This window comes from Lysobacter sp. ESA13C (assembly GCF_019970005.1).
Classification (GTDB): Bacteria; Pseudomonadota; Gammaproteobacteria; order Xanthomonadales; family Xanthomonadaceae; genus Lysobacter; species Lysobacter antibioticus_B.
On record NZ_JAHXYK010000008.1, the window covers coordinates 137,779 to 161,282 of the forward strand.

General features: G+C 67.8%; 17 protein-coding genes and 1 pseudogene. 6 read left to right on the forward strand and 12 right to left on the reverse strand.

Translation table 11 applies throughout. The features are described from left to right. Window positions 1–24: 24 nt before the first annotated feature. Entirely contained in the window at window positions 25–1,449 is a 1,425-nt protein-coding gene (locus LC490_RS17025; RefSeq protein ID WP_223620961.1) for an AcvB/VirJ family lysyl-phosphatidylglycerol hydrolase, read from the forward strand. Between the two features lie 47 nt (window positions 1,450–1,496). Here LC490_RS17025 and mprF read toward each other — a convergent pair. Beyond that, window positions 1,497–4,055: pseudogene (mprF, locus tag LC490_RS17030) on the reverse strand (bifunctional lysylphosphatidylglycerol flippase/synthetase MprF); the annotation flags it as partial. Window positions 4,056–4,427: 372 nt separating this feature from the next. Then, window positions 4,428–5,354 carry a LysR family transcriptional regulator gene (locus LC490_RS17035; RefSeq protein WP_031370292.1) on the reverse strand — a complete coding sequence of 309 codons (927 nt, stop codon included), beginning with the start codon at window positions 5,352–5,354 and terminating at the stop codon, window positions 4,428–4,430. A 117-nt stretch (window positions 5,355–5,471) separates the two neighbouring features. On the opposite strand from LC490_RS17035, the gene LC490_RS17040 reads away from it, so the two are divergent. Continuing rightward, on the forward strand, window positions 5,472–6,482 hold the full coding sequence (locus tag LC490_RS17040) for an NAD(P)-dependent alcohol dehydrogenase (protein WP_223620962.1): 1,011 nt from the start codon (window positions 5,472–5,474) through the stop codon (window positions 6,480–6,482). 293 nt (window positions 6,483–6,775) lie between these two features. Here LC490_RS17040 and LC490_RS17045 read toward each other — a convergent pair whose 3' ends face one another. The 4 genes from LC490_RS17045 to LC490_RS17060 all read right to left on the reverse strand — a co-directional run bounded on the left by LC490_RS17045 (window position 6,776) and on the right by LC490_RS17060 (window position 10,910). Continuing rightward, a complete protein-coding gene (locus LC490_RS17045; RefSeq protein ID WP_223621011.1) occupies window positions 6,776–8,605 on the reverse strand; it encodes an endonuclease in 1,830 nt (609 codons plus the stop codon). A gap of 157 nt (window positions 8,606–8,762) precedes the next feature. Continuing rightward, window positions 8,763–9,182 (reverse strand): helix-turn-helix transcriptional regulator, encoded by a 420-nt coding sequence (locus LC490_RS17050; protein WP_223620963.1) that lies wholly within the window; start codon window positions 9,180–9,182, stop codon window positions 8,763–8,765. Between the two features lie 518 nt (window positions 9,183–9,700). Continuing rightward, entirely contained in the window at window positions 9,701–10,075 is a 375-nt protein-coding gene (locus LC490_RS17055; protein WP_031370296.1) for a cupin domain-containing protein, read from the reverse strand. A gap of 586 nt (window positions 10,076–10,661) precedes the next feature. Continuing rightward, on the reverse strand, window positions 10,662–10,910 hold the full coding sequence (locus LC490_RS17060; protein ID WP_031370297.1) for a hypothetical protein: 249 nt from the start codon (window positions 10,908–10,910) through the stop codon (window positions 10,662–10,664). Window positions 10,911–11,003: 93 nt separating this feature from the next. Between LC490_RS17060 and LC490_RS17065 the strand changes: the two genes are divergently transcribed. The 3 genes from LC490_RS17065 (at window position 11,004) to groL (ending at window position 14,125) form a co-directional block, all read left to right on the forward strand. Then, window positions 11,004–11,852 carry a helix-turn-helix transcriptional regulator gene (locus LC490_RS17065; protein ID WP_223620964.1) on the forward strand — a complete coding sequence of 283 codons (849 nt, stop codon included), beginning with the start codon at window positions 11,004–11,006 and terminating at the stop codon, window positions 11,850–11,852. A gap of 216 nt (window positions 11,853–12,068) precedes the next feature. Beyond that, window positions 12,069–12,356 (forward strand): co-chaperone GroES, encoded by a 288-nt coding sequence (locus tag LC490_RS17070; protein WP_031370299.1) that lies wholly within the window; start codon window positions 12,069–12,071, stop codon window positions 12,354–12,356. A gap of 128 nt (window positions 12,357–12,484) precedes the next feature. Then, window positions 12,485–14,125, forward strand: coding sequence for a chaperonin GroEL (gene groL, locus LC490_RS17075; protein ID WP_031370300.1), 1,641 nt, complete (start codon window positions 12,485–12,487; stop codon window positions 14,123–14,125). A 197-nt stretch (window positions 14,126–14,322) separates the two neighbouring features. Here the strand turns inward: groL and LC490_RS17080 are convergent, their stop codons facing one another. The 3 genes from LC490_RS17080 to LC490_RS17090 are packed head-to-tail and all read right to left on the reverse strand — an operon-like array spanning window position 14,323 to window position 16,899. Next, window positions 14,323–15,780: a hypothetical protein gene (locus LC490_RS17080; RefSeq protein WP_223620965.1), complete on the reverse strand. Its 1,458-nt coding sequence runs from the start codon at window positions 15,778–15,780 to the stop codon at window positions 14,323–14,325. Between the two features lie 46 nt (window positions 15,781–15,826). Next, window positions 15,827–16,573: a hypothetical protein gene (locus tag LC490_RS17085; protein ID WP_223620966.1), complete on the reverse strand. Its 747-nt coding sequence runs from the start codon at window positions 16,571–16,573 to the stop codon at window positions 15,827–15,829. 11 nt (window positions 16,574–16,584) lie between these two features. Further along, window positions 16,585–16,899, reverse strand: a complete 315-nt coding sequence (locus tag LC490_RS17090) for a hypothetical protein (protein WP_031370303.1) — start codon at window positions 16,897–16,899, stop codon at window positions 16,585–16,587. A gap of 194 nt (window positions 16,900–17,093) precedes the next feature. On the opposite strand from LC490_RS17090, the gene LC490_RS17095 reads away from it, so the two are divergent. Beyond that, window positions 17,094–19,064 (forward strand): alpha/beta fold hydrolase, encoded by a 1,971-nt coding sequence (locus tag LC490_RS17095; protein ID WP_223620967.1) that lies wholly within the window; start codon window positions 17,094–17,096, stop codon window positions 19,062–19,064. A gap of 234 nt (window positions 19,065–19,298) precedes the next feature. On the opposite strand, the gene LC490_RS17100 is transcribed toward LC490_RS17095, so the two are convergent. From LC490_RS17100 to LC490_RS17110, 3 genes are all read right to left on the reverse strand, one after another. Next, complete coding sequence (locus LC490_RS17100) at window positions 19,299–21,287, reverse strand: multicopper oxidase family protein (RefSeq protein ID WP_223620968.1); 1,989 nt, start codon at window positions 21,285–21,287, stop codon at window positions 19,299–19,301. A 118-nt stretch (window positions 21,288–21,405) separates the two neighbouring features. Continuing rightward, window positions 21,406–22,866 carry an XVIPCD domain-containing protein gene (locus tag LC490_RS17105; protein WP_223620969.1) on the reverse strand — a complete coding sequence of 487 codons (1,461 nt, stop codon included), beginning with the start codon at window positions 22,864–22,866 and terminating at the stop codon, window positions 21,406–21,408. 15 nt (window positions 22,867–22,881) lie between these two features. Next, a complete protein-coding gene (locus LC490_RS17110; RefSeq protein ID WP_051884314.1) occupies window positions 22,882–23,379 on the reverse strand; it encodes a hypothetical protein in 498 nt (165 codons plus the stop codon). Between the last annotated feature and the right edge of the window lie 125 nt (window positions 23,380–23,504).

A 23,504-nucleotide genomic window follows, 5' to 3' on the forward strand; every position in this document is an offset into this window, starting at 1 on the left:
CCCTGCATCGAGGAGATGCCCCGCGTGCCCGTAACGATCCCTGCCCGCCTGATCCTGTTCCTGCTGTTGGCCACGGTGTTGTGCAGCGCGACGGCGCAGACCGCATCCACGGCCGCGCCTGCGCTCGCGCGCAGCGTCTCCCACGGCCGCTTCCACAACATTCCGGTGCGTCTGCCCTCCGGCGAGGCGCGCCGCTTCGTGCTCTGGTTCGCCGACGGTCTCGACGGCGCGCAACGCAAGGAGCGCGTCGACGCCTTGGTCGCCGACGGCGCGATGGTCGCGACCGTCGACGTCGCCGCGCTCGAACGCGACCTGCGCAAGGACGGCGGCGCCTGCGCGTTCTCCTCCGGCGACGTCGAGAACTTCTCGCGTTTCGTGCAGGCCTATTACCGTTTGCCGACCTACCGCCTGCCTTTGTTGCTCGGCGACGGCGAAGGGGCGGCGTTCGCGTATGCGATCGCTGCGCAGGGCGGCGGCATGCTGTTCGCCGGTGCGATAGCGGTCGATTTCTGCCCGCGCCTGGCCCTGGCGCGTGCAATGTGCCCGTCCGGCGCCTTGAAGCTGATGCCGGCTCGCAACGCGGGTTCGGCGCAGTTGCAGCCTTCGCCGTTGTCGTTGCCCTGGTTGGTCGCCGCCGCGCGCGCGGACGGCCATGGTGTGCAATGCCCGAAGGCGGCGAGCGATGCCTTCGTCGCGGCCATCCCGCAGGCGCGCCGTTTCGCCCGCGATGCGCGCGGCGATGCTACGCCGGGCCTGCGCGCGGCCTTGATCGGCCTCGGTGCGCAAGGCCATGTCAGCGCGCCGTTGCCGCCGGCCGATCTGAAGGGCTTGCCGCTGACCGAGGTCGCTGCAAGCAGCGGCGGCCACCGCGACAGCTTCGCGATCTTCGTGTCCGGCGACGGCGGTTGGGCCGGCTTCGACCAGAGCGTGGCCGACCGCTTGGCGAAGGCCGGCGTGCCGGTGGTCGGCATCGACTCGCTGCGCTACTTCTGGAGCCCGCGCACGCCGCAGGGCTTCGCCGCCGACCTCGATCGCATCGTCCGCTACTACCGCGCTCAGTGGCGGCGCCCACGCGTGCTGTTGCTCGGTTTCTCGCAAGGCGCCGACGTATTGCCGGCGGCCTATAACCGCTTGCCGTCGCTGAGCCGCGAGGCGATCGCGCTGACCGCGTTGATTTCGGTCGGCGAGAAAGCCGAGTACGAGTTCCACCTCAGCAACTGGATCGGCAGCAGCGACCGCGGCCTGCCGATCGCACCCGAGATCGCGCGCATGCCGGCCGCGCGCACGCTATGTTTGTACGGCGCCGACGACGGCGATGCGCTGTGTCCGAAGTTGCCAGTGGCTGCGGCACGGATCGAAAAACTGCCGGGCGATCACCACCTCGACGGCGATTACGACGGCGTCGCCGCGCGCGTGTTGTCGGCGGCCGGTATCGCGCCGGGTTCCTGAGCCTCGGGCGCGCGGGTCGGGAAACGCGCGATGCGCGGCTCGCCGTCGTCGTGCCGGCGCGGGTCGAGCGAGATCAAGCGGGTGACGTCGATCAAGGCCGCCGGCAGATGCATGCCGCCCGGCGCGGCGAGGTAGCGCGTGCGCCAGACCGGGTCGTACTTGGCCTTGAAGCGGCGCAGGCCGACGAAACCGTAGAAACGTTCGCCGTGGCGCGCGACCAGGTTGGCGAAGCGGTTCCAGCGCCCGGCAAGGCGATGCTGAGACAAGCCCGACAAGGGCGCCATGCCGAGCGAGAAACGTTCGTAGCCGTGTTCGCGGCCCCAACCCAGCAACTCGGCGAACAAGAAATCCATCGTGCCCTTCGGCGCGGTCTCGCTGTGACGCATCAGGTCGACCGACAGCTCGCGGCCGTTGGTGGCGTTCCACAGATTGGCGAAGGCGACGATGTGGCCCTCGCGTTCGACCAGGGCGACCGGCAAACGCTCGAGATAAGCGGCGTCGAAGTGGCCGAGCGAGAAGCCTTTCTCTTCGCCGGATTTGTGTTCCAGCCAATCCTCGGAAATTTCCGCGAGCACCGGCAGCAAGGCTTCGACCTCGTCGGCCGGGGCGATGCGGAAACTCAGCCCGGCGCGCTTGCCGCGGTTCCAGGCCTGGCGCAATTCGGCGCGGGTCGAGCCCTGCAGGCTGAAATCGGTCAGCGGCACCAACGCTTCTTCGCCGAGCTTGACCAGGGTCAGGCCGAGGTCGAGGTAGGTCTGCCAGTACTGCTCGCCGACCTGGTAGAACACCGGCCGCATGCCGAGCCGGTCGGCTTCCTCGCGAAAACGCCAGATCAGCGCGCGGGCGACCTCGGGCGGCCCGACCGGGTCGCCCATCGCGATCAGCGAGCCGCCGTAGCGCTGCATCATCGCGAAGCCGCGTTGTTGCGGATCGAGCAGCAGCGCTTTGTCGCCGGTCAAGGCCAGGTGCGCCTGGCTGTCGTCGGCCTGGGCGAGGATAGGCCGGATCGCCGCGAGTTCGGCATCGCTCGCCGCCGGCAACGGCGCGCGCGCCGCATGCAGCAAGCGCGCCAGGCCGAAGGCGATCACGGTGACGCTGACCAGCAGCATCGCGCGCAAGGCGCGCGGCGCGTTGCTCGACACCAGGAATTCCCACCACAGCTCGTTGCGGTATTCGACATGGCTGTAGGCGAAGAACAGCAGCCAGATCGCGGCGATCAGCACCAGGCCGAGATTGCGCAGCCAGCGCCACGACCAGGCTTCGTCGAGCAGGGCGCCTTCGCGATAGAACTCGCGCCGCGCCGCCCACAAGGCGACTGCCACCAGCGGCGGCGCCAGGGCCAGGCTGAGGTGGCCGCCGCGCAACCAGGTCGGCAAGGGCAGCACGATGCACACGGCCAGCGCCAGCGCCCACGCGGCATGGCTGCGGCGCTGCAGGCCCTGGCCGATCAGCAACAGGCCGACGCCGCCGAGGCTGGCGAGCAATTGCGAGGTCTCGATCAAGGGCAGCGGCGCGCCGACCAGGCGATGGCGCGGTTTCGGCAAGGTGCCGTCGAGGATCAGCGCGGCACCGAGCACGAACGCGGCGAGCGCGATCACATGCGGCAGCCACGGCCGGATCGCGAGCCAGGCGGTGCGCAGGGCGCCGGCGCGCGCCGCAACGGGTCCGCGCACGGCGCCGATCATGCCGACCAGCGTCGCCAAGGCCAGCGGCAAGGCGTAGTAAGTGATGCGATAGGCCAGCGCCGCCGCCAGCAAGCTGGCCGGCGCCACGCCCGGCAGCAGTTTGAGCAGGCTCCACTCGAACACGCCGATGCCGGCGGGCACGCTCGACAGCAGGCCGGCGACCACCGCGACCAGATACAGGCCGACGAAACCGATGAAGTCGGTACCGGCGATCGGTGCGAGCAGGACATACAGCGCGCTGCCGGCCAGGGCCAGTTCGACCACGCTCAAGGCGGTCACTTCGAGCACGGTGCGGCGATCCGGCAGCCACAGGGCATGGTCGCGCCAGCGCAGGGTGCGGCCGTCGCGCCCGACCGCGAACCACAGGCCGACGAAGGCGAGCGCGATCGCTGCGCCGATGGCGCGGATTGCGCCTTCGCCGAGCGGCAGCAACAACGCCGCCGGGGCCGGCTCGAACAACAAGGCGCAGGCCAGCAATACCCAGGCGCCGAACACGAAGCCGAGGGTGCTCATCAACACGACTTGGCCGATGTCGGCGAGCGACAGACCGGCCGCGCCGTAGCCGCGCAAGCGCACCGCGCCACCGGTCAACGCCGCGAAACCGAGCGTGTGCCCGACCGCATTGGCGAGGAAGGCGGTGACGACCAGGCGCAGCGGTTTGACCTTGCTCGCATTGCGGCGCAGGCCGATGGCGTCGAAACCGACCAGGCAGGCATAGCTGGCCAGGCCGAGCAGAAAGGCCAGGACGATGCGGCGGTCTTCCAACTGCGCGAAGGCATGCCGGATCGAGCGATAGCCCTGTTCGCTGAACTCGCCGGCGAGCGCATGCAGCGCCAAGGCGAGGATCGCCAGGCTGGCCAGCATCGACAGCGCGCGGCGCCAGGAACTGGAGGTCGTTGCAGCGGGAATCGGCGGAGTCATCGGCGGGCCGTGGGGGCGATGAGCAAGCTTTCAGCAAACCACGCGAAAGCGGAATGAGGGACGGGGCTTGGAGTTTGCCGGGGGCGGTTGGTTCCGGACTTGAGGGCAGGAGCAAATCCCCCCGGCCCCCTCTTCAAAGGGGGAATCCTTCGGGTGGGTGCTTGGTGGCCGGAGGTCTCGTGCTCCTGCCCGCGCTCGCGCTTTAGCGGCGAGTTTGAGCCGACAGGCGACACCGACATAAGCGCGATCGATCATCGCCCCCTTTGACAAAGGGGGAGAGCGCCCCGCACAGATTCGATGCCGATGCCGATGCAGAACCGCAGCGCGGGGGATTTGCTTTGTGCCCGAAGCCGGGCACGCGCCAAACGCGCGTCACGTCTGCCCGGCGATCACCCGGTCCCACACCGCCGGCTCGCCGATCGTCGCTTCGACGAAGTCGATGAAGGCTTCGACCTTGCGAGGCCGGTAGTCGCGGCTCGGGTACACCGCGTAGATGCCGATCGGCAGCAGGCTCCAATCCGGCATCACTTCGACCAAACTGCCGCTGGCGAGCTCCTCGGCGACGGCGAAGGTCGCGGTCTGCAGGATACCGCGGCCGTGCACGGCGGCATCGACCAGCGGCAGGCCGTAGTTCGCTTTCAAGCGCCCTCGCACCGGTACGCGCAGCGGTTCGCGGTCGCGATGGAATTCCCAGGTCGGGGTGTCGCGGAATAAGGTGTAGTGCAGGCAGTCGTGCTCGATCAGCTCGGCCGGCGTACGCGGTGCGCCGCGCCGTGCGAGGTAGTCGGGCGAGGCCACCAGGATCCGCCGCGTCTGCGCGATGCGGCGCGCGACCAGGCGCGAATCGCTGAGCGCGCCGATGCGGATCGCGGCGTCGAAGCCGGCGCCGATCAGGTCGACGAAGCGGTCGTCGAATTGCAGGTCCAGGTCGATGCCGGGCCAACGCTGCAGGAAGGCCTCGACGTGCGGCATCACGTACAGGCGACCGAAATTCATCGGCACCGACACCCGCAACTCGCCGCGCGGCTGCGCCGACAGGTCGTGCACGCGTTCGCCGGCGGCGAGGATCTGCGCCAGCGCCGGCGCGACTTCGGCGTAGTAGTGGCGTCCCGACTCGGTCAGGCTCAGCCGCCGGGTCGAACGGTTGAGCAACTTGGCGCCGAGCCGCGCCTCCAGGGTATTCAGGCGGCGAGTGATCGCGCCCGGGGTGACCTGCAGTTGCTTCGCCGCGGCGGTGAAGCTGCCGTGCTGGAGGATGGCCTCGAAGGCCTCGAGTTCGGAATAGAGCCCGCCGATCATTGTTGAGACATCCTCAATGATGAGTTGCCATCGCGATCCTATATCAGTAGTCGGCTCAACAATAGTCTGGGCATCCCCCCACCCGGCCGGTCCGCGCACCGGCAGCGGAGAACCACGATGGATGCCTACCAACTCCAGGGCCACAGCCTCGACAGCCTGCGCCGCATCGACTTGCCCGAACCCCAGCCCGGCCCCGGCCAAGTCCGGATCCGCGTCGCCGCGGCGTCGGTGAATTACCGCGATTACGCCCTCGCCACCGGCCGCTATCAGCCGGAACTGCCGCGGCCGTTCGTGCCGCTGTCGGACGGGGTCGGCCGCATCGAGGCGGTCGGCGACGGCGTCGAGGGCTATGCGCCCGGCGATCGCGTGCTCGGCCATTACACCACCGGCTGGATCGAAGGGCCGTTCAAGTCGGCGAACCACCTCAGCAAACTCGGGGGCCCGCTCGATGGCTGGCTCGCGCGCCAGATCGTATTGCCCGCCGGCGCGATCCTGCCCGCGCCGGAATTCCTCAGCGACGAAGCGGCCTCGACCCTGCCGGTGTCCGGTCTCACCGCTTGGAGCGCGCTGCAGCGCATGGACCTGCGGCCTGGCGCCAGCGTACTCGTGCAAGGCACCGGCAGCGTGTCCTTGATGGCCTTGCAACTCGCGGTCGCGCGCGGCGCCGACGTGATCGCGACCACCGGCGATGCCGGCAAGGCCGAACGCTTGCGTGCGCTCGGTGCGCGCGCGGTGATCGATTATCGGCAGCGCCCGGATCTGGCCGCGGCGGTGCGCGAACTCACCGACGGCCGCGGCGTGGACGGCATTGTCGACGTGGTCGGCGGCCCGCAGTTCCTCGAGCTGCTGCAGGCGGCGGCCGACAACGCCCATATCGCGGTGATCGGCTTCCTGCACGGCATGCAGGTCGACGGCAATCTGATCGGGCCGATCATGGCGCGCCAGCTCAACATCCACGGCATCAGCGTCGGCAGCCTGCGCGATTTCGAGGCCTTTCTAGCCGATGTGGAACGGCATCGCATCGAGCCAGTGGTCGGCGCGAGTTATGGCTTCGACGACGGCGCCGCGGCGATCGCTTCGATGGCCGGCGCGCGCGAGATGGGCAAACCGGTGGTGGTGTTCGATTGAGTGGGGATGCTATCGCCGGACCTTCATCTGGAGGTTATCGCCAGGTCGCTACGCCCCGGCCGGGGCGCTCCGCGCCCACCGGACTTTCATGCGAGGACGCTTGAGGTCTCTAGGACGATGCGGCGGTATCCCCTGCGCGGGGATGACGCCAGATGGGCTACGACCCATACGGCCATACGATCAATCAATATGGGCAATGCAAGCAAGCGCACTGCCCAGGTTGCGCGGTTCTCGTTCCCCAAAAAACGAACGCCCGCATCCGCGGGCGTTCGTTCTTGCGCGTTACTTGCCGATCACGGAATCAGCTGGCAGCTCGCCGGCTTGGCCGAGTTGAACAGCGAGGCGGTGGCCCACTCCGGATGATCGATGAAGGGGTTGCGGTTGCCCTGGAAGCTGAAGATCACTTCATTGCGCGCCTGTTCGGCGGCATCCGGCGGGTCGGCCTGGTGCCAGGACAGCAGCGTGGTCAACAAGCCCATGTAGGCCGGCGAGGACGAGGTGATGACGATCTTGCTGCGGTCGTCGGTCAGCTCCAGGTCCGGTTCGCTCTGGCCGTTGTTCGGATCGGTGCCGCCTTCGTAGCGGATCGCCATATACAGCACCGCGCGCGCCATATCGCCCTTGCGCTTGCCCCAGACCTGGAACGAACCGGCATTGCCGTCGGGCGTCTTGAACCAGTTCGAGTTGCCCGGGTACACGCCGCTGCCGCCGCCGTTGCCGTTGTTGACCTCGGTGACGCGCTCGCCGCAGCCGCTCGACAGCGAGCAGTCGGCGAAAGGCTTGTTGCCGCGGTCGGCGTTATAGCCGGCATCGGTGAGGTACAGCATGTGGGTGTCGGTGTAGGGCGCGTACGGCAGGCCGAGGTTGCCGGTGGCCGAGCCGAAGCCGAGCGAGTTCGGCCAGGTGTGTTCGCGGTTGTATTTCACGCCGCTGCCGCTGCCCGCGCGGTCGGTGACCTTGACGAAGCTGCGGTTCTTGTAAGCGTCGAGGATGCGGCCGGCGTTGTTGGGGTCTTCGTCGGCGATTTCCAGGATCGTCCAGGTGTTGGTGGTGCCGCCGCTGTACGGATAGACCGTGTGGCCCTTGATGGTTTCGTGCAGCGAGCAACGCAACTGGCTGGCGCTGCTGGTGTTGACGTGCGAGTAGTAGCCGGTGCCGCCACCGCCGCCGCTGGCGACGGTGAAGTTGGCGACCGTGTTGGCCGCCGGATGCGCGCCGCCGGCGTCGCTGACCTTGCTGGCGACGACGGTGAAGGTGCAGCTTTCGCCGGCGCGCAGGGCGGTGCCGGTGGAGGCGGTAATGGCGGTGCCGCTGGACGGATGGGTCAGGGCGACCGTGCCGGAGGTCGCGCACTGCAGGGTCAGCGCGCCGCTGGCCAGGGTCACCGCTTCGCTGAAGTTCGCGACCAGGTCGCCGGCGGCCGGGAAGTTGCTCGCGCCGTTGCTCGGCGTGGTCGAGGTGACGCTCGGCGGCGTGTTCGGCGTCGAGGTGGTGAAGCTCTGGCCGTTGTTGCAGGCGCCGAAGGTTTGGGCCGCCGAGTTCTGCCAGGCGAATTGCGAATAGGCGCTGCCGCTGCCCGACAGCTGCAGCGAGGTGCCGGCCGCGGTCGAGCCGGATTCCGACACCGGCAGGTTGGTGCTGGTGCGGCCCGAGGCGGGACCGCCGCTGGCGGTGATCTGGCCTTCGTAGCTCAGGAACTGGACCACGTTGCCGCTGCCGTCGACCAGGGCGAAGCCGTCGTTGGAACCGTTCTGGATGCCGTTGGTGGGATAGCTCAGTGTCGCGATGCGCACGCTGCCGCCGCAGGTGACGACGCTGCCGGCCGGCACCAGGTCGTTGTCGTAGGTCACCGCCGACGAGGGCGAGCTGCCGTTGTACAGATAGACGCGGTAGTTGCTCAGCGTTTCGCCGGCGGTCGCGACGATCTCGATGCGTTCGCCGACGTCGCCGGCGGAGGTCGCATCGTCGTAATGGAATTCGTTGATGAAGACGGCGGCCGAGGCCAGCGACGGCAACAGGGCGCAGATCGCCAGGGCCAGGCGCGCGGCTTGGCGCGGCAGGGCGGGGCGGGGGCGTGCGGGGTGTGAACAGCGCAGGGCGGTGGATCGGCCACGAACGGACATCGGCATCGAACGGCTCCTTATGTATTGACGACGCGTGCGTGCGGAACGACGCGGTCGATGCACCCTCCCCGGGCGCATACGGTCGAGTCTAGTCGGGGTTTATGACATCGCCCGCTGCCCTGCGTCACGGTTCGCGCCCGAACTTGCGACGGCCTTCTCAGGTCGTTGTGCGCTTGCCGCTGCTGGCGACCGAACGCACCGGGCGGCCGGTGCGCAATTCGGCCATCTGTTCGACGACCTCGACCAGCGGTGCCTTGGCGCGTGTCGGCGCCTCGCGGAAGGCCAGGATCAGGCGCAGTTCCAACGGGTCGTCGATCAGCAAGGCCTCGGCCGCGGCGACCGAGTCCATCGCCGTGTCCAGCGACAGGCTCATCTTGCCGCGACCGGTCGCCAGCCATTCGAACTGCACCCCGGTGACCAGGGCCAGTTCGCGCAGGTGGGCGACGCTCGGGAATTTGCTCTGCGCCGACTCCCAGTGACCGACCGCGCTGCGTTGCACCCCGACCGCCGCCCCGAGCGCGGCTTGCGAGAGTCCGGCGTGACGCCGGGCGAGGCGGATGCGCTGTTGCGGCGTCATATGACAGTTCCTGACAGGTTTGTGGCCGAAATCACACGTTCAGCTACCAATAGTCACCAGGTGATCGATAGTCGCATCAGCCCGTGCGTTTACGCTGTCGTGCTGCATCATTCAGCCTATTTATTACAATGACTTAGGCCGATAAGCAATCGTCAGCGCTACCAAAAGTAGCGTAATTTCCGGTCGCGCTCCCTAGCAACCGTAGCGTGGACTTTGGAATATGGCCGCACGCCGATAAGGACTTCGGAAAGACAAGAGGTCGGTTCGGGGGGAGGGCGCCGGATAGCGCCATGCAGAGGACAGGCCATCTCCGCACCAAAGAGCGCGTTCCACGGGACGCGCTCTTTTCTTTTGTGGCGTCGGGTCTTCGGCGTCGACAGCGAATCGTCCGGCCCGACCGGCCGTGAGCATCGGTAGCGGCAACCGCGATCGAGCGATGATGCGTCCATCGACGACGCGGCGGCTGCCAAGCCATCGCGTTCGCAGGTCGTCTCGTCGATAGATTCGGTCGCGTCGGCTCAGCCCAAGGGGCGCAGTTGCTCGTCGAGCGAGCGAGTCTTGTCGGTGACCACGTCGCCTGTGTGCAGGGTGGTCTTGCGCTCGATCAGCATCAGATGGCATTCCTCGTCGGCGATCGGGTTGTGGCGCACGCCCTTGGGCACGACGAACATCTCGCCCTCGCCGAGTTCGACCTTGCGGTCTTCCATCTCGATCACCAGCCGGCCCTTGAGCACGAGGAACAGCTCGTCCTCGTCGGCGTGGCTGTGCCAGGCCAGTTGCCCTTGCACGCGGGCGACCTTGATGTAGGCGTCGTCGACTTCGGCGACCACGCGCGGCGACCAGAATTCGGTCAGCGACGCGGCGATCTGTTTCGGTGAGGTCACGGATGACATGCGGCGGTCCTGGCGATGGCGGGGATGGCTGCAGTCTAGTGCGCGGCGTAGCGGGGCGCGCGGTAGGGAAGTCATGGGTAGCGTGGAATGTCGGGCACCGCAGCGACGCGGCAGGCGGAGCGATCACGGTCGCGGCTCGCGCCGCTCCTACCCAAGCGCCGCGACGATCGTTGCCGTTGCCGTTGCCGTTGCCGTAAGTGCTTGGCGCAGTTCCGAACTAGCGATGCAACCGTAGACCCGGAGGGCGCCGCACAGGACGTGCGGCGTTTTCCGATAAGACAAGGATGTCTTATCGGAAAATCCCGGCGCAGGCTGCGTGCTCGCAGGGGAGCTTCGTCAAGGAGAGCCCTTTTCTTTGGTTAGCTTTCTTTTGGGCTTAGCAAAAGAAAGTAACCCGGCCGCGTAGCGGACGGAAGCTTTAGATCTTGATGTTGTTTCACCGCTCTGCGGCAAGACACGTGGTCACGGCAAGCAGCGCGGTCGCGGCTTACGCCGCTCCTACAGGGGGCTACGGCCAGGAGCGCCGCGAGCCGCGACCGCGAACCAGGGACGCGACGAAACCTCGGCCCTTACGCGTCCGCCATTCCTATCCTTGCCCGGCAACCCACGCACGCAGCCCCGGATCGCGAATCTCCAATACCTCGAACAGACCCAACGCGCGCAAGGCCGGCAACGCCTCGGCGATATGCCGTTCGGCCTGCGCACGCGCATCGGCATCGCCATCCGACCAGACCCGCGCATTGGCGAGAAACGCGCCGACCGATCCTTTGCGGACGAGGACGCCGTCGATGCGGGTGTGGTCGAGATGGTCGGGCAACAAGTCTTCGGCTCGCATGGCGCGGCTCCGTTCGGGATGAAGCGATCATGCTGGGTTCGGCGACGGCGCTCTGCTACGTTGCCCCGGCCATTCGATAGCGCGTTCCAGCCAATGTCCGACCCTCTGCTCGCCGCGCTCCGCGCCGATTCCGCCGACGGACCGGTGGTGATCGCCGTGACGATGGCCCGCGCCGGCGTGCGCGACACCGCCGCGCACCGACACGCACGCGGGCAGTTGTTCGGCGCGCACCGCGGCTTGCTGACGGTCGGCACCGCGCAAGGGCGTTGGGTCGTGCCGGCCACCGATGCGGTATGGGTGCCGCCGCAGGCCGAGCATTCCTTATGCTCGCACGGCGCCGCCTTTTCCGGCTGGAGCGTCTACGTCGCCGAATCCGCCTGCGCGGCGCTGCCGGCGCAAGCCTGCGCCCTGCGCGTGTCCGGTCTGTTGCGCGAGGCGGTCGCGCGGGCCGCGCAATGGCCTGGCGACGCGCCCCTGGGCCCGGCCCAGGCCCGGCTCGCCCAGGTGCTGCTCGACGAGATCGCCCTGGGCGAGCCTGCTCTAAGCGGGTTCGCACTGGATGGGCCCGCTCTCAGCAGGCCCGCGGACCCGGCGCAGCGGCCGATCGGCCTGCCGATGCCGACCGACCCGCACTTGCTGCGCGTCGCCCAGGCCCTGGCCGACGATCCGGCCGACCCGCGCGGCCTGGCCGAGTGGGCCGCGTTCGCGCATCTGTCCGAGCGCAGCCTGAGCCGGCGCTTCGCCGCGCAGACCGGCCAAAGCCTGCTGCAGTGGCGGCAGCGCGCGCGCCTGATGCGGGCGCTGGAGCGCCTGGCCGCCGGCGATGCGGTTACCGCCATCGCCCTGGACCTGGGCTACGACAGCGTCAGCGCCTTCATCGCCATGTTCCGGCGCAGCCTCGGCGCCACCCCGACTGCCTACCTGAAGCGGCTCGGGACCTGAGCGGTCGGGCTGCGCGAGCGGGCCGGTACCCGGCCTGTCATCGGCCGGCGCCAGGATTTCGTCGCCCACCCCTTGAAAGGCTCCCGGGACCGCCTCATCTAGCGTGCAGTCCCGGTTCGTCCGGGCGCTTTTGTCCCCGGCGTTGGCACTCTCCGGGGGCGACTGCTAAAATTCCCGTCCTTTCTCCACCCATTCAAGCACTTACAGAGGGTTGCCATGAATCTCAAGCCGCTTTACGACCGCGTTGTGGTCAAGCCGATCGAAGCCGACGAAATCTCGGCCGGCGGAATCATCATTCCCGACGCCGCCAAGGAAAAGTCGACCAAGGGTGAAGTCGTCGCCATCGGCGAAGGCAAGGCCCTGGACAACGGCAGCGTGCGCGCGCCGAAGCTCAAGGTCGGCGACAAGGTCATCTACGGCCAGTACTCGGGCAGCTCCTACAAGCAGGACGGCGTCGAATACAAGATCCTCAAGGAAGACGACGTCCTCGCGATCGTCGGTTAAGAGCCGCGATTGGGGATTGGGGATTGGGGATTCGCAAGCGCTTGCGCTGCGATCTCCGGCCCCGCCCCGACCTCCCGCTTCCGCTCTTGCCAATCCCGAATCCCTAATACCAAATCCCGGAGTTACACATGTCCGCTAAAGAAATTCGTTTCGGTGAGGACGCGCGCGCCAAGATGGTGCGCGGCGTCAACGTGCTCGCCAATGCCGTGAAGGCCACCCTCGGTCCGAAGGGCCGCAACGTCGTGCTCGAGAAGAGCTTCGGCGCGCCGACGATCACCAAGGACGGCGTGTCCGTCGCCAAGGAAATCGAGCTGGCCGACAAGTTCGAGAACATGGGCGCGCAGATGGTCAAGGAAGTCGCTTCCAAGACCTCCGACAACGCCGGCGACGGCACCACCACCGCGACCGTGCTGGCCCAGGCGCTGATCCGCGAAGGCATGAAGGCCGTTGCGGCCGGCATGAACCCGATGGACCTCAAGCGCGGCATCGACAAGGCCGTGATCGAGGCCGTGGCCGAGCTCAAGAAGCTCTCCAAGCCGTCCTCGACCAGCAAGGAAATCGCCCAGGTCGGCGCGATCTCCGCCAACTCCGACGCCGACATCGGCGACCTGATCGCCCAGGCGATGGACAAGGTCGGCAAGGAAGGCGTGATCACCGTCGAAGACGGTTCGGGCCTCGAGAACGAACTCGACGTCGTCGAGGGCATGCAGTTCGACCGCGGCTACCTGTCGCCGTACTTCATCAACAACCAGCAGTCGATGTCGGCCGAGCTCGACGACCCGTTCGTGCTGCTGTACGACAAGAAGATCTCCAACGTCCGCGACCTGCTGCCGGTGCTGGAAGGCGTGGCCAAGGCCGGTAAGCCGCTGCTGATCGTCGCCGAGGAAGTCGAAGGCGAAGCGTTGGCGACCCTGGTGGTCAACACCATCCGCGGCATCGTCAAGGTCTGCGCCGTCAAGGCCCCGGGCTTCGGCGACCGTCGCAAGGCGATGCTGGAAGACATGGCCGTGCTGACCGGCGGCACCGTGATCTCCGAGGAAGTCGGCCTGCAGCTCGAAAAGGCCACGATCAAGGATCTCGGCCGCGCGAAGAAGGTGCAGGTCTCCAAGGAGAACACCACCATCATCGACGGCGCCGGCGACGGCGATTCGATCCAGGCCCGCATCAAGCAGATCAAGGCGCAGATCGAAGAGACCTCTTCGGACTACGACCGCGAGAAGCTGCAGGAGCGCGTGGCCAAGCTGGCCGGCGGCGTGGCGGTGATCAAGGTCGGCGCATCGACCGAGATCGAGATGAAGGAAAAGAAGGCTCGCGTCGAAGACGCGCTGCACGCTACCCGCGCTGCCGTGGAAGAAGGCATCGTCCCGGGCGGCGGCGTCGCGCTGCTGCGCGCCAAGGCCGCGATCTCGGGCCTCAAGGGCGCCAACGAAGACCAGAACCACGGCATCCAGATCGCCCTGCGCGCGATGGAAGCCCCGCTGCGCGAAATCGTCACCAACGCCGGCGAAGAGCCGTCGGTCATCCTGAACAAGGTCCAGGAAGGCAAGGGCGCGTTCGGTTACAACGCCGCCAACGGCGAATACGGCGACATGCTCGAGTTCGGCATCCTGGACCCGACCAAGGTCACCCGCACCGCGCTGCAGAACGCGGCTTCGATCGCCGGTCTGATGATCACGACCGAAGCGATGGTCGCCGAGCTGCCGAAGAAGGACGAGCCGGCGATGCCGGGCGGCGGCGGCATGGGCGGCATGGGCGGCATGGATTTCTGATCCACCGATCGCCATGAAGCAACCTAAGGAACCCCGCCGAAAGGCGGGGTTCTTTTTTTGCGGCATGCCGTGCGGCGCCGATCGCGCCGCGCACCACGATCGCGGTATCGATTTCCGATCCAGCCGTTCGCCGTCGCACGCATCGAAAAACCCCGTCGGAAGGCGGGGTTTCTGTCGATTCGGCGCGCGACCGCGGGCTAGAGAATCGTGCCGAGGAAATCGCGATTGAGCGGCATCACGTAAGCGGCCATGTCCAGCACGGTATGGCGCGCGCTGGCGCCGGAACCGGCGAACTGATCGATCACGCTGACGCAGCGGTCGCGTTGTCGGGCAGGCAGGAAACGCAGGATCGGCACCAGCCGGCGATGGCCGATGGTTTTCCATAGCTCCACCGCGTCCAATCCGGCCATCCATTGCAGGGCCAACTCGTCCGACAGGCCCAGCGCCGGATGCCCGCCGACGGTGCGGATGCTCTGCTCGCGCAACTGGCGGATGTGGCGATGATTGGAGCGCTGCTGGTCGGCGCTGGCGAAGCCGATGTCGCCGCTGGCCGGGCCGAAGCGGGTCGGCGCGTCCTTCGCGGCGGCGCCGAAACCGAAGCCCGACAGCAACTGCTCCTGCTCCTGCAGGTCTTCGCTGATCGCGCTGAGCGTGCGCATGCGCGTGCCGCCGAGCAAGGCCTCGCACGGGAAGAAATAACCGAACGCGGCGAACACGCGCTCGTGCAGCGCTTCGTATTGTCCGGCCCGGCCGGGCGTCGCCAGCGCGCGGTCGACGGCTTCGACCAACTCGGGCGCGACGTCCAGATCGGTGTCCGGGTCCAGCATCAGCACGACTCTGGGCGCGATCATCTCGTCGGTCAGATGGATCGTGGTGACTTCGTTGCGTTGCAAACGCTCGAGATCGCGGCGGAAATCCGCGGCCAGGCCGAAGCCGTTGACGCCGCCGCCGGCGTTGGCGTTGTGGATGCTGCGCGTGTGCAGTTCGTGCAGCACCCGGCTGGCGGTGGCGCTAATGGTCCAGCGCGAGGTGAAGGACACTCCGCCCGAACGCGGCGGCCGCTGCGGATGCCGGTAGACCACCGGCGAACGAGGCGAGCGTGCGCCGAACAAGGCGTCGCCCGGATCGGGGCCGAAACGCAGGCCGCGGTCGAGCCGGCGGGCGGCGAACAGCGCCTGCACCGTCGCCAGCGGCAGCGCGGTGAACTCGTCGGGCGTGCGCACGCTGAACCCGGCCAACCGGCCCTGCAGGTTCGCGAGCAAGTCCGGGGCTTCGTCTTCGTTGCGCAGCCCCCAGCTCGCTTCGGCGGGCTGCGCCGTGGGCGCGGTGGGGCGCAGCGCCGGACGCGGCGGCGCGGGCGCCGGTGCCGGTTCGGGTTCGGGCTCCGGCTCGGGTTCTGGCTCAGGTTCCGGTTCCGGCGCGCGCGGCGCCGGACGTACGCTGAGCACGTCGTCCTCGCCGATCACTTCCTTGAGTTTGGTCTCGGCCTCGATCGACGGATCCAGGCGGGCATTGCCGAAACCGAAGCGGTCCCCCGGCGCCATCGCGTCCAGGCCCGCGAGTTGTTCGCGAACCTGCCGCAACGAGGTGTCCGGCATCAGGCGCAGGACGAGGTCGCGATCGGGTTCGCCGGCGAATGCGATGGTGACGAGCATGCGGAGCCCTCGGTTGGGCGATGCGGCGGGCGCGGCGCGCGGCCGCTCAATCCGGATCGACGACGAAAAAATGCACCCGCAGCCGGCCGAAGAAGTCCCGATCCGGGTCGCCTTCGTCTTGCACCTGGATGCGTTCGAAGGTTTGCTCGGCGCTGCCGTCGGCCCAGACGACCCCGGCGTTGACCTGCAGCGCCGCGCCGCCGCCCGCCTCCAGCGCGGTGCCGCGCCGGGTGTCCAGCCGCCCGGCGGGCGGCGTCGGTGGGAAGCGCCGATTGTTCCGGGTATAGACCTGCGCGGTGATCGGGTCGAGAAACTGGTGCACGTCCCAGGTGATGATGTCGCAGGTCCACAGCTGTTGCAGCGCGGCCAGGCGGTGCGAATGGCCGAGCCGCGCGCGCATCAGATCGACGGTGATCAGATTCGCTTCGTGCTGGAACCGGCGCACGGTGACGCTACGAAAGCCCAACGGGTCGTCGCGCTGGACCGCGTAAAGGCGATCCACCACCGGCTCGGCACCGGTGGCGATGCGGAAACCGAAGCCCAGCGGCCCAGGCGATCGCGCGCGGATCTGGATCGACAGCGCCGCGCCGCGGCTCACCGCGAGCAGATTCGGAAACACGCGATCGGGTGCGAGCTGCGGCAGGCGCGCGTCGGTGAACATATGCGCCTGCGCGCCGCGATTGCGATGGCGGGCATCGGCATCCTCGTCGTTGAGGCCGAAGCGGACCAGCAGATCTTCGCTGTCGCGCAGCCAATCGGTGGATTGGCCTTCCAGCGCGTGGGACGCGGTCATGGTCGGACGCCTCAGATGCGGTTGATCGAAAAGCTCAAGGTAGTGCCGCGCACGCTGAAGGTAGCGGTATGGCCGTTCGGCGCGTAGGCCACCGACGGGCCGTCGCGGCGCGTCCCTCCGATCGCGCGCGCGCGCACGCGCACGCGTTCTCCCACGCGCAGCGCATCGCCGTGGAAGCGCATCGCGGACAGGTCGACGCTGCGGGTCAGCCCGGCCGCGAATGCGCCGCCGGCCGGGGCCTGGCTGATGGCCCGGTCGCCGTCCAGGCGCTGGATGATGAAACGCAGCACGAACGCGGCGTTGTTGGCGCAGGCGATGTGCTGCACGTGAAGTTCGGGCTGGCCTGACTCTGCGGGATTTCCGGATGGATGCATGACGGGCGCCTCGTGCGCGCAAGACAGAAAGCGGAGGAGTCGATACGGGGAACGCCCTGGCGGGCTGGGCGTGAAGGCGAGCCGGTGTTTACGCCGGAGCGGGCGCGCTCGACAATGCGAACGGTTTTTTGCCCGGTGGATAGGACATGCGTGCTTGGGTCGGCTTGTTGGCGGGACTGGTGCTGCTCGGCGGCAGCGGCTGCGCCGTGGTCAAGGTCAAGGAACGCGCGTTCGGCGAGGTCGCGGTCGAGCGCAACGTCGACGCGCTCAGCGGCGGGCGCCTGAGCACCGCGGCGGCGACCGCGCTGGGTTCGGCCGGCCTCGACCCCGAGCAATGCGCGCGCGAGCCCGAGCCCTGCATCGCGCAGTTGCGGCCGCTGGCGGCGGTCGAAGACTGGCTGGCGACCGCGGCGGAGTTGCAACTGCTGCGCATGAACGCCGCGCCGGCGACCGTGACCAAGGCCGCCGAGAGCGCCGGGATCGCGAAGCGGGCCGAACCGTCGGAGAGCCCGGTCGTGGCGCCGGACGTCGACAGCGACCTGCGCACGCGCGCGGCGATCGAGACCGCGCGCTATGCCTACGCCTATTTGTTCCTGAGCCCGCGCACGCCCGAGCAGCGCGTGTTCGAGGCGCGCCAGGAGCGCGTGCTGCGTTTCTACAACCGCGCCATCGACGTCGTCGCCCAGGCCGCGTTCGAGGCCAGCCGCGGCCAGATCGGCACTACGCCCCTACAGGTCGGCGGGCTGGAACTGAGCATCGCCCTGCACGGCTACGAAGCCACCGAGCTGACCCAGCAGCCCGAAGCCTTGCTCGCGTCCGACACCCTGGGTTTCGACAACCTGCGCGCGGTGTATCGCCGCGACGGTTTCGGCACCGCCCTGGTGGCGGTGTTCCCGCGCCGTTCGCGCAGCGACCCGGATGCCGCCGACACGCCCTACCGCGACACCCGCTACCTGCCGGTCACCGCGACCCTGCGTTTCGACGGCGACGGCGGGCTCGATGCCGTGCTCGCCAGCCGCACCGCGCGCATGGACGTCTACAACCCTTATCGCATCGACAGCGAGACCATCGCTGGGCGCAAGGTGCCGCTGGCGGCGAACTACTCGGCCGCCTACGGCATCTGGCTGGCGCGTTCGGAACTGGCGCGGCTGAGCCTGTCGAGCCTGTTGCGGCCGAAGCAGGCGCGCGCGTTCAAGCCGCGCATCTACCTCAACCAACCCTACGATCCGAACAAGCGCGTGATCGTGCTGGTGCACGGCCTGGCCAGCAGCCCTGAGGCCTGGGTCAACCTCGCCAACGAACTGCTCGGCGACGAAACCCTGCGCAAGCATTACCAACTGTGGCAGGTGTTCTATCCGACCAACCTCAGCATCCTGTCCAATCGCGCGGCGATCGATTCGGCCCTGACCCAGACCTTCGCCCATTACGACCCCGAAGGCGACGACGTCGCCGGCCGTAATGCGGTGCTGGTCGGGCACAGCATGGGCGGGGTGATCTCGCGCCTGCTCGTGAGCGACAGCGGCGACCGCGTCCTCGATGCGACCTTGCAGGCCTTCGACCCAGCCGCCGCGCAGCGCCTGCGCAACGAGCCGATGGTGCGCGAGCTGACCGTGTTCAAGGCGATGCCGCAGTTCGAACGCGCGGTATTCCTGGCCTCGCCGCATCGCGGCGCGGTGGTCACCGACGGTTGGCCGTTGCGGATGGTGCGCAAGCTGATCCGCTTGCCGTTCGACGTATTGCGCGAAACCGCCGAACTGGCCCAGCGCAACGAAGTCGGCCAGGACGAATTGCAGAAGATCGGTTTCCGCAAGGGGCGCCCGCCGACCGGCCCGGACGACCTCAGCCCGAACTCGTTGTTCATGCGCAGCACCGAAAACCTGCCGATCGAATCGGGCCTGCCCTACCACACCATCGTCGGCCAGCGCGATCTCAAGCTGCCGCTGCTGCAATCCAGCGACGGCGCGGTGCCGTACCGCAGCGCGCATCTCGATGGTGCGCTCTCGGAGAAGGTGATCCCCTCCGGCCACAGCGTGCAGGAGACCCCGCAGGCGATCCTCGAGCTGCGCCGCATCCTGCGCATCGACATGGCCGAGTACGCGAAGCGGGTGAAGCGCTGAGGCGCGGATCGCCTGGATCTGCGCTAGCGAGTAACGCCCCTTGTAGGAGCGGCGTAAGCCGCGACCGCGCTATCGCGGTAACGATGCCGGTCCGGTTTCGCGGGCGGGGCGCCGGGCTTCGGGATGAGGCGTGGGATCTATCGCTTCGGTCGGTCGCGGCTTACGCCGCTCCTACAGCAGACATGCGTGGATCGCGGCACGAGCGATCCGCTCGTGCCGCGATCTCGTCGTGCCTCAATGGTGGCCGTTGCCGATGCCTTTGCCCTTGCCGTCGGGCACCAGCATGCGCACGTTCTGCATCATGCCCTGGTCCTCGTGGTCGAGGATGTGGCAGTGCAGGACGTACTCGCCGATGTAGCGTTCGTAGCGGGTACGCACGAACAACTGGTAGCCGCCCTTGACGAACAAGGTGTCCTTCCAGGTGCCTTTGGTGTTGGCGTACTGCGAGTCGCCCGGGTCGCCGGTGACGCTGACGTCCTTGCCTTCCTTGTTCAGAATGCGGTCCACCTGGAACGGATTGACGTGGATGTGGAAGGGATGACTGCCGACGGTGGAGGTCAGGCGCCATTCCTCGACATTGCCGAGCACCAGGTCGCGCCCGCTCTTCGGGTCGTAGGTTTTGCCGTCGACCATGTAGTCCTCGCCCTTGATCGAGAATTCCAGTTCCTGCTTGCCGGTGAGGTCGCCGGTGGCGATGTCCTTGTGCGGCACGAACGCCGTCAGCCGCAGGCGGTCGTTGAGGTCGGCGACGACCTTGGCGCGGACGCCGTCCGGCATCAGGTACTTCGCCGAGGTGATCAGGTTCTCGGTCAGGTAGGCGCGGATGTCGGCGACCGGCGGCACCGCGGTCGCGGTGACGTTGGCCAGGCCGAGCAATTGCCGGTTTTCGGCGGCGTTGGTGATGCTGGCGGTGGCCGGTGCGGCGCCGTCGATCACGCAGTACTGGCCGGCCTGCGGGAACACGACCAGGGCGTCGCTGCGATAACCCGGCTGCAGGACGATTTCGCTTTTCTCGATCGCCTGGCCATGGGTCAGGCCGTCGGCGGCGACCTCGAACTGCGGCAGCAGCGGACCGGTGCAGTTCTGGGTCACCCAGCCGTCGAGCGCCGGTCCGGACAAGCCCTCGATGCTGGCGGCGCCCGCGCGTACCGCGCGCAGTTGCAGGTTGATGCTGTTGCGTACGCCGGCGTGCACCAGGCGCCAGCGTTCGATGCGGCCGGCTTTCAGTTCGTAGAAATTGGGCAGCACTTCGCCGTTGATGCTGGTGTAGCGGCCGGAGAGTTCCCACAGGCTCTTGCCACCCGGGAACCCGAACTGGTCGTAGGCTTCGATGCCGCCGACATCGCCCGGATCGCAGCGCCAGAAGCCGTTCTCGTCGGTCTTGATCTTGCCGAGCGTCTTGCCGGGCTCGGGCCGATCGCGACAGGCGTAGGCGACCTGCTGGAACAGCAACAGACGTTCCTGGTAGGGCGTGCCGCCTTGATCGCGCAGCAGCGTGTCGAGGTCGCCGTTGCGATCGTTCGAGGGCAGGCGGTTGCCGCGTACGATCAGCGCGCCGGCCATGCCGCTGGACACCTGCAGCGCGGTCGAGCCGTGCAGGTGCGGGTGATACCAGAAGGTGCCGGCCGGGTGATCGGCGGGCAGGTTGTACTCGTATTCGAACTTCACTCCGGGACGCAGGGTCAGCAGCACGTTGTCGCTGTTGCCGGTCGGGCTGACCCACAGGCCGTGCGAGTGCAGGTTGGTCGAGTTGAAGCAATGCGGCACGTTGATGCCGACCGGCGCGCAATCTTCTTTCGGCAGGCTGTTGTCGAGGCGCACGCGCACGGTTTCGCCGGGTGCGGTGACGATGGTCGGCGCCACGAACGGCACCTTGGGATTGGTGCCGGGGCTTTGATAGGAACGCAGCTTGACGGTGTCGAAGCGCGTATGCCCCGGGTCCCAGATCTTCGACTCGGTATACACGATGCGCAGGTCGAGCACGGCCTCATGCGTGTCCAGCGGTTGCGGGCCGCTCTTGGTCAGAAGCAGAGACGGCGTTTTGGCGTCGCCCGAGCGCAGCATGCGCGCCAAGACCGGTTCGTCGAAATTGCGCGGCGCGTTGTCCTGCGCGGCGAGGGTCAGGGGGGCAGCGGCGAGCAGGCAAGCGAGAGCGAGAGGTTGCGCTCGCGGTGTCGGCCAGCGTTGCGCATTCACAGCCGAGGTCTGGGAATTGCGGTCCATGCTTGGGTTCCTGGTGGCACTACGGTGAAGTGCCGGATCGGCACTGGAAGGTGTCTCGGTGGACCGCCGGCGCCTTGCGCGCCGGCGTTCTGAATCGCCGCGGTGCTGTTGCTGCTGTTTACAGTGCGGGGGTCGCTCGCGATGCGGTCTGTTGCTGCCCTTGCGCGGCCTGCTGGGCCGGCGCCTGGGCCTGGTTCAGGGCTTCGAGTTGGCGGAAGGATTCTTCCGCCGGCGCGGTGCGATCGGTCGCCACGCTGACGCGCGTATGGGTGGGGCTGGCGAGGTCGCCCTGGACCAGGAACGCGGTTTTGCCGACTTCCTGGGTGGCCGGATCGACGCTCAGCACGACATGGTCCGGAGTGAGCCGGTTGCGCTTGCTCTCCAGAGTCAGGCCGGCGGCGATGCGGTCGGCGTCGCGCTCGGACACGCTGCCGCCGTGCTTGTGGAACTCGCCGTTGACCTTGTCGAGGATGCCGCGGAACAAGGCGTGGTCGGGATGCTCGGCATGGCGCGGGTCGCCTTTGCCGTGCGCATGCGGGTCGCCGCGCAGTTCGTTGAGCAGGTCCAGCGGCGAGGTGTTGATGTTGACGTGGGTATGGGTCGACTTGGTGTGGTCGAAGTGCCCGGCCCTGGGCGGCGTGCTGCTGGTGTCGAAGTAAGGCTGGCGGTTGGCGGAATTGGCGCCGAGGTCGATGCCGTTCTGCTCCATGATGTTTTCGTTGAGCTTGAGCTGGGTCAGGTTGACGTGCAGCTCGGGCTTGCCGCCGGCCGCGGTCTTGCCGTGGGCGTGTTCGAGCTGGCTGACGTAGCTGATGTAGCCGGCGCCGTAGTAGTTGGCGTAGTCCGAATTGCCGTTGTGGCCCAGGCGCGCCTGCGCCGGCGGCATGTCGAAGTAGTACTTGCCCATCGCCTTGACGTTGTCGGCGCTCATCGCCATCGACAGGTTCGCATCGACGGTCAGGTCGGCCTTGAGCGCATAGGTGAAGTTGGGCGCGGTGCCGCCGCGGGTCATGAAGTCGCCGGCGCGGCCGGGCGAGGCGTTGTAGACGTCGGCCAGGGTCGCGGTCGGCTTGGCTTCGCGCACGCTGCCGACCAAGGCGTTCCAGCCGGCGATGTGCGCCTTGGCTTCGTTGTCGCGGTCGGCCTGGATGACCTTGCCGATGGTCGCGGTGTAGTCGTGCTTGTCGCCGACGGTCTTGGCCAGCGCGGTGGCTTCGGTGGCGAAGGTCTTGAGCGCGGTGTCGCGATCGGTGCGGTAGAAGCCGTGCTGCACTTCGTGGCCGAGCACGAAGGTCATGTTGCCGGCGTTGTAGCTGCCCGCCGGCGGCTTGGTCAGGCCGTTGATCGGCAACAGCATGGCCTGCTCTTTGCCGTTGTAGGCGCCGCCGGCATGTGCGTCGGTAAGCGGCTTGAACGATTTCAGGTGGCCCTTGGCGATGGCGTCGTCGACCTGCGCCGCCAGGGTGGGCGAATTGGCGATGGTGGTCTTGAGGTTCGCGGTGACCTCGGCGGTGACGCCGGGTTGCTTGGCGAATTCGTCGAGCAGCTTCTGCAGCTCGGTGCTGGTCGGAGTCGGCATGACGGCTTCCCTGCCTTATTCGATGGTGATGGTCTTGACGCAGCGATGGCCGATCTTCTCCGGCGAATCGTTGGACTCGCCCTCGATGAAGACCTGCAGCGTCAGCGTCGGGCGCTGGAAATTCCAGTGGTCGACGCGGCCGTGTTCGCCGTACGAGGCGCTGTCCTGGAATCCCATGCCCTTGAGCTCCTTGGCATAGGCGTCGAAGTCGAGGCCGCAGATCGGGGTCATCGGCGCACGCTCGTTGCCGGTGCGGGCGAAGTCGAAGATCAGCTTGTTCTTCTGCGAACCGGCCGGGCGGGTGACGTAGAGGTTGTACGACCAGTCCGGATGGATCTGGGCGCCGGCGCCGAACGAGCCGTCGCCGCTGTCGGCCTTCCGCATGGCCAGACCGGTGTGTTTCTCCAGGTGCTCGGCGGTCAGGTCGGCATTGGACGCCAGGCTGCCGATCAGCTTGAGCATGCGGCGGCTGACCTCGTCGCCGCTGAGTGGGGTGGTGCCGGTGGCGGTCATGGGGTCCTCCTTGGGTGCGTTGGTACTTGAACGGGGCGATGAGGCATGGCTGCAGGCCGACAGGGCCAGGCACATGGCCCAGGCCGTCAGCAAGCTGCGGGGGAATGCTGGATTGCGGGGCATGG